At 53.8% G+C, this 11,714-nt stretch carries 12 protein-coding genes; 1 reads left to right on the forward strand and 11 read right to left on the reverse strand.

The window, feature by feature from the left end:
* The 11 genes from ACN0SD_RS20065 to ACN0SD_RS20115 form a co-directional block, all read right to left on the reverse strand.
* Positions 1 to 358: glutathione S-transferase family protein (locus tag ACN0SD_RS20065; RefSeq protein WP_417809961.1), on the reverse strand; the 358-nt coding region annotated here is incomplete at its 3' end.
* Positions 359 to 569: 211 nt separating this feature from the next.
* Positions 570 to 1,904 (reverse strand): lipid II flippase MurJ, encoded by a 1,335-nt coding sequence (locus ACN0SD_RS20070; RefSeq protein ID WP_417809962.1) that lies wholly within the window; start codon positions 1,902 to 1,904, stop codon positions 570 to 572.
* The gene (locus ACN0SD_RS20075) at positions 1,905 to 3,059 is read right to left on the reverse strand and encodes an EpsG family protein (RefSeq protein WP_417809963.1); all 1,155 of its coding nucleotides are present in this window, start codon (positions 3,057 to 3,059) and stop codon (positions 1,905 to 1,907) included.
* Between the two features lie 124 nt (positions 3,060 to 3,183).
* On the reverse strand, positions 3,184 to 4,308 hold the full coding sequence (locus ACN0SD_RS20080; RefSeq protein WP_417809964.1) for a glycosyltransferase family 4 protein: 1,125 nt from the start codon (positions 4,306 to 4,308) through the stop codon (positions 3,184 to 3,186).
* Positions 4,309 to 4,369: 61 nt separating this feature from the next.
* Positions 4,370 to 5,500, reverse strand: coding sequence for a DegT/DnrJ/EryC1/StrS family aminotransferase (locus ACN0SD_RS20085; protein WP_417809965.1), 1,131 nt, complete (start codon positions 5,498 to 5,500; stop codon positions 4,370 to 4,372).
* A 4-nt stretch (positions 5,501 to 5,504) separates the two neighbouring features.
* Positions 5,505 to 6,404, reverse strand: a complete 900-nt coding sequence (locus ACN0SD_RS20090) for a sulfotransferase family protein (RefSeq protein WP_417809966.1) — start codon at positions 6,402 to 6,404, stop codon at positions 5,505 to 5,507.
* The gene (locus ACN0SD_RS20095; RefSeq protein WP_417809967.1) at positions 6,401 to 7,000 is read right to left on the reverse strand and encodes a sugar transferase; all 600 of its coding nucleotides are present in this window, start codon (positions 6,998 to 7,000) and stop codon (positions 6,401 to 6,403) included. Before ACN0SD_RS20095 ends, ACN0SD_RS20090 begins: the two co-directional genes overlap by 4 nt.
* 1 nt (position 7,001) lies before the next feature.
* Positions 7,002 to 8,144: a non-hydrolyzing UDP-N-acetylglucosamine 2-epimerase gene (wecB, locus tag ACN0SD_RS20100; protein ID WP_417809968.1), complete on the reverse strand. Its 1,143-nt coding sequence runs from the start codon at positions 8,142 to 8,144 to the stop codon at positions 7,002 to 7,004.
* Positions 8,141 to 9,262, reverse strand: coding sequence for an NAD-dependent epimerase/dehydratase family protein (locus tag ACN0SD_RS20105; protein WP_417809969.1), 1,122 nt, complete (start codon positions 9,260 to 9,262; stop codon positions 8,141 to 8,143). The genes wecB and ACN0SD_RS20105 overlap by 4 nt, the downstream gene beginning before the upstream one ends.
* The gene (locus tag ACN0SD_RS20110; RefSeq protein WP_417809970.1) at positions 9,262 to 10,308 is read right to left on the reverse strand and encodes an SDR family NAD(P)-dependent oxidoreductase; all 1,047 of its coding nucleotides are present in this window, start codon (positions 10,306 to 10,308) and stop codon (positions 9,262 to 9,264) included. The genes ACN0SD_RS20105 and ACN0SD_RS20110 overlap by 1 nt, the downstream gene beginning before the upstream one ends.
* A 51-nt stretch (positions 10,309 to 10,359) precedes the next feature.
* On the reverse strand, positions 10,360 to 10,731 hold the full coding sequence (locus ACN0SD_RS20115) for a MarR family EPS-associated transcriptional regulator (protein ID WP_089949160.1): 372 nt from the start codon (positions 10,729 to 10,731) through the stop codon (positions 10,360 to 10,362).
* Positions 10,732 to 10,962: 231 nt separating this feature from the next.
* On the opposite strand from ACN0SD_RS20115, the gene nusG reads away from it, so the two are divergent.
* On the forward strand, positions 10,963 to 11,481 hold the full coding sequence (gene nusG / locus ACN0SD_RS20120; RefSeq protein WP_417809971.1) for a transcription termination/antitermination protein NusG: 519 nt from the start codon (positions 10,963 to 10,965) through the stop codon (positions 11,479 to 11,481).
* Positions 11,482 to 11,714 lie beyond the last annotated feature (233 nt).

Consider the following 11,714-nt stretch of genomic DNA (forward strand, 5'->3'; position numbering starts at 1 on the left):
TGCCAGGGTTGTTTTTTAGGTAGTGGTGGGCCTGCCCTGCCATCGGGCCCAAGCCGCCCATTTGCCACATCAGCCACTGAAACACCTCTGCGCGGTCCTTCGGATCCTGTGGCAAAAAGCGATTATGCTGCTCCGCCAGATAGAGCAGGATCGCACCGGACTCGAACAGGTTCACGCCAGTCTTGGAGTCGGAGATCGCGGGGACCTTGTTGTTCGGGCTGACGGCAAGGAAATCCGGCGCGAACTGATCCCCGTTACCGATGTCGATGGTGTGCACATTGTAATCCAGCCCCAGCTCCTCCAGCAGGATAGACACCTTGCGGCAATTGGGGGTGGGCCAAGCGTAAAAATCAATCATGGGACTTCTTTCATGGAGAGTGGTGGCGTTTCAGGGAATTAGAAAGCACCACTCGTGGATGGCCGCAATGCGCAATCTGGTGTGGACCGCTGATCCGCCGTCTTCTGTCGATAGTACCGTGTGATTTCTGAACATCAAATGTTGGCAGCTCGTCAAATATGGAACGGTATTGCGCTGCCGTGGATGGCGGATCTACAAAACTAGGGGCTATTCATCTTCGAAAAAACACGGCTGCGCTAAGGGCAGCTGCCATTGCAAATTCGACCCAAAGTAAGGTTTTGGCAACATCGTAAATGTCGCCATTTATCCGCAGTATCCACCAGAGACAAACAATCTTGAAAAAGGCCTTGAAGATTGCTGCGCCAAAAACGGCGCGTTGGCGGCCGTGCAGTAAGAGTATCTGTGTGAGAAGTAGCGCAAGGACTAATGGACCGAGGCTCCAGGCGTGAAGGCGAAAGATTTCTGCCGTGAGCGCGGTCGCCGCACTGTCGAAGGCCCCGCGTTCAAATACCAGTCGGGTGATTGGCTCGGCCCCTAGCGCCAATACCGCGCCGATGGCGGTAGCTCCAATCGCGATGGCGGCGATCTGGACCACGTGCCCGCGCGCCAGCCCGCCAGTGTCGCGGATGGCGCGGCCCATACGGGGGGCGAGGGTGAGGTTGGTGGAGGTGGCAAGAATGGCGGCCACGGCCATGACTAGCGCATAGCTGTATTCTAGTCCTGCTAGCATGCCCTCACCCATGCCCGAAGCCACGGCGCGGTCCATTAGTCTACCGGCGGAGAGAAAGAGCTGGGAGAGCAGCACCAGCCCGATGGCACTAAGCGTTGGTGAAAGCGCATCTAGGCGCTCTGGGGCGGCAAGGCTTACAGTGACCCGCCGCCTGTCACGCGCTCCAAGTGCGAGGATGTGGACGCCAAGCACCGTGGCTCCTCCGAGCGCAGCGGCATAGGCTGGAGCCATGAGATCGCGCCAGCCGAAGACGAGCACGAAGGCTAGCAGCGCCAGTACGAAACCGCCCGAACGCATCACTTGTGAGGCAGCGCCAGGCCAAACGCGACCCCTTGTGCTCATCAGCGCGCGCATCGGCAGGGACAGAACAACGAAAAGAAAGGTGAGCCAGCAGACTTGCCCCGCGACCACCAACTGGGCGTGCTCGTCAGTGCTCATGCCCGGGGCGAGAAGCCGAGCTTGCCATGGCATCGTGAAAACGCCAAGGAGGAAAACGATGCCGGAAAAAGCCAGTGTGGCCCAGATCGCGCAACGTAACGCATGGGCTGGGTGTCCCCGCTCACCGGTTAGGAGGAGGCGAATTAGGATGGCGACGAACGAGACGGCAAGACTGTCGCTAAGAACGCTGGGCAGTCCGAAGGCTACGCGGAAGATCTCGATCTCCCGCGTGGTGCCGAAGAGATAAGCCAACACCACCTCGCGTGCGAACCCGGCGAACAACCCGATCGCGACGAGGGTGGGGATGAGAAGCCTCACGATCATTATATTCAGAAAACGTTCGCTGGAGTGAGCAGAAGTGGATGTATATTTGCTCATCTAGAACGCGGCTCGACTGCGCAAAATTGAGTTGAGCCGATCTTGTCGGTCAGGTCCGTCGCTTTTTAACTCCCAAATCTGAAACCAGAGGTAATTCTGGTAGGGCACGTACATGAAGCTTGTTGCTTTGGTGAGCGAAGCTGCAAAGAAAATAAAGCCCAAAATGATGACCGTGGTTCTGATGAAAATTGGATTTTTCGTATGAGGTGAAAACAGGAGCAATGCAGCAACTGTTATAATTTCGTACAGCATACGGTTACGCATCGTTGTGATTGCGAACCCTGCGATGGCGATGGCGATTAGAACTAATAGAAATGTCGAGAGGTCTCGGACGATCGAATTCTGGTTTTTTTGATTCACAAATAGAAAGTAACCGAGGACCAAATAAACAGAAATAGCAAACAATGTTTCCAACATGTTGAAGTCGAACTGCCTAACCTCCGTATAGTAGGTTAACTTTGTGGCGAGAAAGCCTGGAACAATGCCAGAAAGGAGTGAAGCCAGTGCTGTAAACCCGATTGCGTTAATGGCTATGGCAACGATAAGCGCGAAAGCGAGCAAGACGCGCATCAGACGGCGTGTTGAACCTACCAGCAGGAAAATGATTGCAAAAATCGCCGAAGACCCTTGGAAAAAAGGCGACAGTATGAGAAATGCAAACCCCCTAATCTTGCGACCTTCAAGGGTGAAGGATATGCCAAGATTCAGAATAGACAGTGAAACCATTTGCCTCAGGGTCGAGAACTCCAAGGTGAAAAGCAAGAAAAGATGGATGACAAAGAAAGCTGCGACAGTGTTGGTATCTATGAGCTTGCCTAGGCGCGCGGTCGAGTAAACGAACAGTAAGAAAAGAGCACAGTAAAATACTTCGTAAATGCCAAGAATGTGCGCGCCCATATAGGAAAAAAGGACGTAAAGCGGTTCATGTTGGTAAATTCCAACATAAATAAAGAAGTTTTCGAAGAACTCTCCGGGCGGAATTTCTGAAAAGTGTTGAAACTGCCTAGCATAGACGTGCCAGTCGAAACCAATTTCATATTTGAAACCCACGATTAGGAGCGTGGGAACAAAAAACAAAACCTTGCGCACTACATTGCCCGGGGAAAGGATGCTCGCCCATGCGGTTGTCGAAAGGAGAAACAAATAGGCAGTCATTGTGTCAGTGCTCCGGCCTGCTCGCTCTGTTCCTAGTCGTATCCATAGAAGTTGTAGCAGGCTCCATGGGTAATTCGCTCGAATTGTAAAGTCGATCCCGAAGTGGGTGTTAGTAATAGATGTGTCAGTAGCGCTTGATCTTGCGGGAGGGGGCCAGCTCAGCGACTATCTGGGGCCAGTTGGTTCTTTCGGGGGCGGTGCTGACGGCACTTGGCGGGGCGGCTAGCAGGGTTTCTAGTGCCGTGGCGATGGCCTCGGGGTTGGCCGCGCTCGGAACCGCGCCGAGGCCTCGCTGCTCAAGTTCGCGTGCCATCTGGCTTTCGGGTTCCACCAACGCGAGGATGCGTAGGCCAAGATCGAGATAGGTGGATACCTTGGAAGGATAGGCGACGCGGTAAATGTTGGCGCTCAGCGATACCAGCCCAATATCGGCCCCGCTTATAATGCCCCGCGCCTGCGCGAACGGCAGGAAGGGGGCGAAACGCACTTGCGGGTGGTCCTTCCAGCGAGCCTTGAGCTTTGCCAGAGCCACACCGTCACCTAAAAACATCAATTCTAGTTCGGGATGATCGTCGAAACACTGTGCTATTCCTTCGGCTAGAAGTGGCAGATTTTGAAAGCGCCCAAGGTTGCCGGCGAAGATCACTCGCGTCGTGCCTGCCGGTTTAATTAGTTCTGGCGGCGGCGCGATTGGGTCATGGTCGGAGTCAAGCGCCGGGTTGTTAATTAGGGTGATCGGCAACGGCCCAAGTCCGCGCGCGCGCAAGGTCTCCGCCATGTCCTCGGACAGGGTTACGATAACTTCCGATCGACGGAGGGTTTGGTTGTCCAGCCATCGAAGTAAGCGCATTGTTGCGCCGCGTCCCATACGTCCGCCGCTACAAACGGACAACTCTGGATGGATATCCTGTATGTGATAGATGAATTTGGCCCCGACAATTCTCGCTGCTAGGCTCGCCGACCAAGCGGCCATGACTGGAGGAAAGGTCGAGGCGGTGACAACGTTCGGACGCAGGTACAGGATTTTCACGAAAAGCGCCCAGCAATAGAGCATTGCATTCGCCAGGCGGCGGAATGGATTGCACTTTTCATCGCTGAACACCCAGATACGCCGCACATTAAGCGCGCCTAGTTTTTCCTGTTTCGGAGTCTCTGTAGCACTGGCTTCGGTCCGGTAGGATGGCATTGAGGACAAGATGTGGACTTCGTGCCCAGCTTCAGCGAGTGCATCGCCAATGGTGCGCAACATTATTGCATAGGGTGCGGTGTCCGGCCAGAAAAACCGATGTGTTAGGAGAACCTTCATATTTTTAGGCCTTGGCCAATAGGGTCTTGATGCGGTTGATTACCTCGCCCTGTTCGGCATCTAGCATGTCGCTTCCCGAGGGCAGACAGAGTCCTTTATCAAATAGGTTCTCGTCGACTCTGGATCCGACATAGCGCGTTCCAGAAAATAGCGGCTGCATGTGCATTGGTTTCCATAGAGGGCGGGATTCGATCTGGTGCTCCATCAGCATCTCGCGGATATTTTTGCTGGAGATGCCTGTTTGCTGCGGATCGACAGTGATTGTTGTTAGCCATTTTGATGAATAGTATCCTTCAGGCTCCGGCATGAAGCTGATCCCAGGTATATTCAATTCAGCCTGATAGCGTTCATTGATCGCCCGACGCGCAGCGACCCTCATCTCCAACACTTCCATTTGCCCAATGCCAATCGCGGCGCAGACGTTGGAAAGGCGGTAGTTGTAGCCGAAGGTGGAGTGCTCGTAGTGTGGCGCAGGATCGCGTGCCTGTGTCGCGAGGAATCGCGCACCGTCCGCGATGTCCTTTGATCGAGTCACAAGCATGCCGCCACCTGAAGTGGTGATGATTTTATTACCGTTGAACGACAAAATTGACGCGTCACCTCCCGTGCCGCATTTGCGCCCGTTTGTGTATGCGGCACCTAGGCTTTCAGCGCTGTCGACGATCAATTTAACACCGTATTTTGAGGAAAGCGCTTCTAGCGGATCTAGGTCGACGCTCTGGCCATAAAGGTCTGTTGGCACGATCGCTTTGGGAAGTTTTCCCGTTTTTGCCGCACTCTCCAGCGCCTCGCCGAGCAATGCCACATCGATAGTCCAGCTCTTGGGGTCAAGATCAAAAAAGACTGGTGTTGCCCCCATATAAAGTACTGGGAAAATCCCGCCGGCAAAAGTCATCGAAGATATCCATACCTCGTCGCCTGCTTCAACCCCGACCAGCCGCAGCGCTAGATGTAGTGCTGCGGAACCGGAAGATAGGCCAACACAATGTACGCCACCCCCGAGATATTCGGCGACGGAAGCTTCAAAGGCGTCGAGTTGAGGACCTAGCGGTGCGATGAAATTGCTTTCAAAGGCCTTAGCAACATAGGCCTCTTCGCGGCCGGACATGTGAGGGCGAGACAGCCAGATACGCATTGGTTTACTCCTGATCCAGATAGCCGTGAGCCCGCAAAGGGGGGACAAGCAAGGATTTGATATTGTCAGGCAGGGTTTCAGCAACGTCTTGCCCTTTACCGACAGATGATGCTCGGATTGAGGATGTGGCCTCTTCGAGTTGGGTTTCGCTAGCGGTGATGCCGAGCCAGTAGGTGATCTTGGTCAAAACGTCGAATGGATTGTGGGTGAAATCCTCGTAGCGCAGAACAAATACTCTGGACGTGTTGATCTGCTCAAAGGCCATGTCGCTGGAAGTAACACAGGCGGCCCATTGCCGAGCGACTATTTCTTCCAGCGGTGCTGATGCAAGTTTGTCTAGTTCTTCAAATCGCGGACCCCAAGAATCGAAATGCTCTTGTCGGCCAAATTTGATTGCCAATTGGTTTCTCAGCGCCGATATCGCATAGTGCGGTAGGTCAGAGAGCGGCGCGTAACGAGCTTTCGCTAGGTAGTAGGGGAGGCCTGGCACCTCTAATTCGCCACGCCAGCGTTTGCGCGCGGATGCGACAATATCGAACCCATTGCGCACGATATGGATATAGCGTGCCTCGGGAAATACAGCATCGACAAAGGGCACGCGCAGCGCGTTGGCGCAGGTTTTTTCGACGACAAAGTCGGGACGTCCCTGCTGCCGCCAGATCCTTTGGAAGGATGAACGAATTGATTTTCGCACCGCTGGGGTTGCCCGTTCAGGTGGGATTTCATCATTAGGCCAGTCGAGATTGCCATGCCGCCAGATAGGGTTGATTTCGTCGCATGGCCAAGTCGCGAAACTGGGCAGGCGGGTCAGCGCGTCGCGCAGCGCGTTGGTTCCCGACCGACCGGCACCGATGATGATGAGCGGAGTAAAGGGGAGCGAGACGCTTTGATCGTGTGTTGTCAAAAAATCGTCCTCAAGATAATTCCAATATCCATACCAAAACTCCAGTCGCGCATATAATCGCGGTTGATCTGGACTTTGTCCGGCCAGATAACGTCTGCATTGTGTTGTTCTGGATTATCAACAGCAGCGAGGATTTCTTCTTCGTCGCGGTACTTAAGACTAGCGGGGCCTGTAATGCCAGGTCGTAGCTGCAAGAGCTCGCGGTCTTCGCCCTCTAGGCGGTCTAGAAAGCCGGGGACATCTGGTCTCGGGCCAACGAATGACATGTTCCCAATTAAGACATTCCAGAGTTGTGGTAATTCATCAATTTTGTAACGTCGTAGCTTTGCGCCAAGTGGTGTAATACGGGCGTCCCCCGCCGTTGTTACCGTAGTGCCATCGATCGCTCGCATCGTTCTAATTTTGATAACTTTGAATAGCTTTCCGTGACGGCCTACGCGCTCTTGACGGAAAAAGCCGCTTGCGCCTGTATCTCGCCTTGCAAGGATCCAAGCTACAGCAATTAGCGGCCACAAGATCGCCAGACCCAAAGCTGCTGCAACGATGTCAAAAAGGCGTTTAATTGTGAAATCAAATTGGGTCATCGCGATACGCAATTCACACTCTAATCCCGTCCCATGAGTTCGATAGCCGCGCCGTACCTAGAACGAGGTTCACAACTCGCTCGGATGTATTGGTTATGCAATAGTCGGCTGGCACTGGATGGGGAAGATTTTCTTGCTCACGATCCGTAAAGCCGCGTGTAACGGCGGCGATACCGTCTAGGATCGTATCTGCATTCAGTCCGGTCATGATCAAGCAGCCGACATCCAAACCTTCGGGGCGCTCAATGGCGTCGCGCGGGGTGATCGCAGGGAAGCCAAGCATTGAGCTTTCTTCAGCGATAGTGCCACTGTCTGAAATGGCACAAAAGGCGCGCATCTGAAGCTTGTTGTAATCGTGGAAGCCAAAGGGTTTCATCCACTGGACCCTATCGTCCAAAGTAACGTCTTCGAGGGCGTCGAGCCGCTTACGGGTACGAGGATGCGTCGAAACAATGATCGGCATATCATACTGCGTTGCAATTCTGTTTAGTGCATCGACCAGCTGCGAAAGGCGGGCAGCGCTATCGACGTTTTCTTCGCGGTGTAGCGAAACAATGAAGTAACCACGGTCTTTCAGGCTAATCCGAGACAGGATGTCCGATGCTTCTATCTTGTCACGATAGTGATCCAACACCTCGCGCATAGGCGACCCGGTGAGGTAGATGCGACGATGGTGTACGCCTTCGGAGAGCAAATGCCGCCGTGCGTGCTCGGTATAGACCAGATTGAAGTCTGAGATGTGATCCACCAGTTTACGGTTGGTCTCTTCGGGCACGTTGCGGTCGAAAGATCGATTGCCAGCTTCCATATGATACACTGGAACTTTCATTCGCCGCGCCATGATCGCGGAAATCGCCGAGTTTGTATCCCCAAGAACGACGACAGCGTCAGGCTTTTCTTCAGCGAGCACCTTTTCGCTTTCGATTAGGATCTTGCCGAGTGTTTCGCCCAGAGTGCCACCTCCAGTACCCAGGAAGTGGTCGGGTTTGCGTACTCCGAGATCTTCGAAGAACACTTCGTTCAGCTCGTAGTCCCAGTTTTGGCCAGTGTGGACCACGACATGGTCGGTATAGGTGTCGAGGCGTGCCATGACGCGCGACAGACGGATGATCTCGGGTCGAGTGCCGAGAATGGTCATAACTTTGAGGCGTTTCATTTTAGAACCTTATCGGCGAAAGTATCGGGGTTGGCCGGATCAAAAAGATCGTGTGTCCAGAAAAGCGTCAGTAGCTCGGTGTCGCCAACGTTCTCAATCGAATGGGTATGCAATGTTGGCATGTCTACGGGTGATGGGTTTTCACCTGATACACGGTATTCCCAAACCTCATCAGTCAAAACCTTGCGGATGCGGATCATCGCTTCGCCCTGAACGACAAGGAAGCGCTCGACTTTGTCCAAGTGGAAATGGTCTCCACGGGTCACACCTGGCATCGTTGTTGACAAGAAAGTCTGTCCACCACCGCCGCCTTTTACGGCCTCGAATAAAGTGCCGCGCGCGTCCGTATTGAGCTTCAGTGGACGTGGGAACCCGTCTGGATATAACGCCGCACGGTAGCTGTTGAATAACGAGACGGTGAAAGGATCGCGAAGGTCGGGGTAGATATTAGCTTGGTAGTTGGCGTGGAAACCCTGCAGGATTGAGAATAGATCGACTACTGCTATATCACGAGCTTCGGGGCTTACGGTGCCGATTGTAACACTTTTCACCGCATCCAGCGCGGCCTTTGCCGCAGCGCCGGCATGCAGGAGAGATACGCGCCCGTTGGGGTTGATGTCCGCTGTTTCGCCCGCGATCACCGCCTTGATGAAGGTCGCCGTGACGTTGTTGTAATCCGGTCGGGCGCACTCGCCAAAGATATGTGGAAGCACCATGTCGGTGTACTGGCCGCCAGCTCGCGATAGCACCTCACCAGCGATGCGTTTCGATCGGCCGTATGGTGTGTCATTCGCGGCGTGCGTGGAGTTTGCGTAAACGATATGGGGGGCGGCGTTGGTGGACTTGCATGCCTCAACCAGTCGCGCGGCGATTGCAGGGTTTGCAGCTTCGACAACGTCATCGGGAGCGCGATTTACGCCCGCGAAATGCAGAACTACTTGCGCTCCGTTTACAGCCGAACTCAGGGCCGCATCATCGTCGAAAGTAGCATGGTCGAGTGCAACGACGTCGTATGGTTTTAGCTCTCCTTGGAATGCAGCAGCACAATTGGCTGCATGAAGGTGCGCATGCGCGTGCCAGCCGATCAAGCCTCCTGCTCCTGTGATGACGATCCGCATTAGCGCGCTCCGTTCCAGGTGTCCAATTCAGCCTGTACTTCGGGGAGCGTAAGAAGCAGTTCTTTCACTTCACTGACGTCGAGCTGTTGCGTGTTGTGTGAATGGTAATCCTCTAGCTGCTTGGTTTCAGCCTCACCCTCAGAGAAATACGGTTTGTAGTTCAGGTCACGTGTATCAAGAATAATCCGATAGTAATCACCCATATCCTCTGAGCTACCTAACTCTTGCGCGCTGGCAAGAGTTTCGTAGAGCTTTTCAGCATGGCGCCAACCGATGACCTCAACTGGATGATCGGGGACGTCGAACAACTCTGTAAGAGCGGTAACGAGATCGGCGATTGTTGATGCCGGAGCTTTTTTAATGAAGAGATCGCCTTGATTAGCGTGCTGGAAGGCATGATGCACCAAAGCCACACTATAGCGTAGTGGCATTAAGAACCGTGTCATTGTTGGCTCGGTTACGGTGATAGCCTTTCCAGATTTGATTTGGCGCACAAATAGCGGAATGGCTGACCCTCGCGAGTACATAACATTCCCATATCGTACGCAGGAGATAGTAGTTTCGCCGTTGGGCCCCAATGTGCGCGCCGCTGCTTGTGCCGTTTTCTCCATTAACGCTTTCGTCATGCCCATAGCGTTCACAGGCAGCACTGCTTTGTCGGTGGAAAGGCAAACCAAGCTTTGAACTTTTGCTGAGATGGCGGAGCGGATTACGTTCTCAGATCCCATTACATTGGTCAAAACGGCTTCATGTGGGAAGAACTCACAACTCGGGACTTGTTTCAAAGCGGCAGCGTGGAATATCGCGTCTACGCCTTGCACAGCTCGGTCTACCGCGCCCCGATCTCGGATGTCGCCGATGTAATAACGCACGCGGTCGTCGCGCAGATCATTTCGAAGAGCGTCTTGCTTTTCCTCATCGCGACTTAGGATGCGGACTTCTTCAACTCCATCCGCCAAAAGATCGCGCAACATTGTTTTTCCGAAAGAACCGGTCCCCCCAGTTATCAGTACGCGATTAGGCTTTTCTTTTTTTTGGGGGCTCATAGCAGATACCTTTTGAACAATTTGAATCTTCACTCGCGGTAAAGCGCGCGTCTATATCTCTTTTTGAATTGACCGAGAAGCTTGCTGATCATGCCGCTCGTTGTCTCGTTTTATCGCCTCGATCTCTTCACGAAGAGCCTCATACTCAGCCATCTTACGCGCCAAAAAGGAGCGTGTCAGCGCTGCGCGCTTTGCGATCCCCTGCGGCGTCAAGACATAGGCGTATCGCCGCTTGTCCTTCGCTGCCGTGAAGTTACCGAGCTTCACGAGCCCTTTATCAACTAGCGCGCCGAGAACGTAGTTCATGCGGCCAACGCTCACGCCCACCGCTTTCGCTAGGTCGCGCTGTGACATTTCAGGGTTTTCCTGAAGCAGTCGGAGGATGCGAAAATGCATGTCTTCATGAATTTGGGAGCGTGTCATATGGTTGATATCTTGACAGGCTGCCGCATCAGAGCTGCCTTGGCTGCGCTCTGTGTGTGGTGGGCTGGCGGTTCGAATAGATTTTCCATCGTTCAATTTTGAGCATTAGCCAAAGAAGTGCGCTAGAGCAACCGCAAACAATGCGCCGATAGTAGGTAAGTAGGAGCTCGCCTATGTTGCACTTACTCGAAAATAAACGATATATAGCGCCATGTTTGTGCGGGGTGTGGAATGACACAGAATGTCATTGCTGAAGATATGGGCTGGTTCTTAGCGCAGTTGAAACCAAACAGTGCGAAGATTGCTAGCCGCAATCTTGAGCGACAGGGATTTGAGACGTTTCTCCCTCGCGAAGAGACCACAGTGCAGCGTTCGGGTAGGTTTGTGACTTTGCAGCGCCCCCTCTTCCCCGGCTATATCTTTGTTGCGTTCAATGCCGTTCAGGGCTGCTGGCGCTCAATCAACTCAACGCAGGGTATTAAGCAACTTGTGAGCTTTGGTCGTGCGCCTACGCCTGTCCCATGTGACCTAGTTGATGGCTTGAAGGCGCGGTGCGATCGTTTGGGCAATCTGGTTGAGGGACACGCACTCGGGGCTGGCGACGCCGTGACATTTACTAACGGCCCATTCTCCAATTTTGTAGGAGAGATTGAGAAGGTTGACTCTCAGCAACGTGTCTGGGTTTTGATGGACCTGATGGGCGGGCGAACACGGGTGGCGGCGAATGAAGCGCAGCTGCGCGCGGTTTAGCGCGCACTTTCGCCACCATATGTCACGTTCAGAACGTTCAGCGAATCGTTGGGCCACCGTGGCGGCCCAACGAGCGTTGAGTTGTTAGGATTTGTTGTCCCAGTACCACGCCTGAGGCATGAAGACGTTGGCTGGGCTCGCCCATTGGCTGGTCGAAACCATGCCGGGCAGGACATTCTCAAGGCCATTCTTCACCACGCCGTAAGTCGAAGGGTTCTTGGTGACGCCGAAGG

The organism is Thioclava sp., assembly GCF_048263065.1.
Classification (GTDB): Bacteria; Pseudomonadota; Alphaproteobacteria; order Rhodobacterales; family Rhodobacteraceae; genus Thioclava.

Excerpts from the sequence above, each read along its gene's own strand:
- ACN0SD_RS20070 (WP_417809962.1), bottom strand. The coding sequence starts at position 1,904 with ATGAGCAAATATACATCCACTTCTGCTCACTCCAGCGAACGTTTTCTG.
- ACN0SD_RS20075 (WP_417809963.1), bottom strand. The coding sequence starts at position 3,059 with ATGACTGCCTATTTGTTTCTCCTTTCGACAACCGCATGGGCGAGCATC.
- ACN0SD_RS20080 (WP_417809964.1), bottom strand. The coding sequence starts at position 4,308 with ATGTTGCGCACCATTGGCGATGCACTCGCTGAAGCTGGGCACGAAGTC.
- ACN0SD_RS20085 (WP_417809965.1), bottom strand. The coding sequence starts at position 5,500 with ATGCGTATCTGGCTGTCTCGCCCTCACATGTCCGGCCGCGAAGAGGCC.
- wecB (WP_417809968.1), bottom strand. The coding sequence starts at position 8,144 with ATGAAACGCCTCAAAGTTATGACCATTCTCGGCACTCGACCCGAGATC.
- ACN0SD_RS20105 (WP_417809969.1), bottom strand. The coding sequence starts at position 9,262 with ATGCGGATCGTCATCACAGGAGCAGGAGGCTTGATCGGCTGGCACGCG.
- ACN0SD_RS20110 (WP_417809970.1), bottom strand. The coding sequence starts at position 10,308 with ATGAGCCCCCAAAAAAAAGAAAAGCCTAATCGCGTACTGATAACTGGG.
- ACN0SD_RS20115 (WP_089949160.1), bottom strand. The coding sequence starts at position 10,731 with ATGACACGCTCCCAAATTCATGAAGACATGCATTTTCGCATCCTCCGA.
- nusG (WP_417809971.1), top strand. The coding sequence starts at position 10,963 with ATGACACAGAATGTCATTGCTGAAGATATGGGCTGGTTCTTAGCGCAG.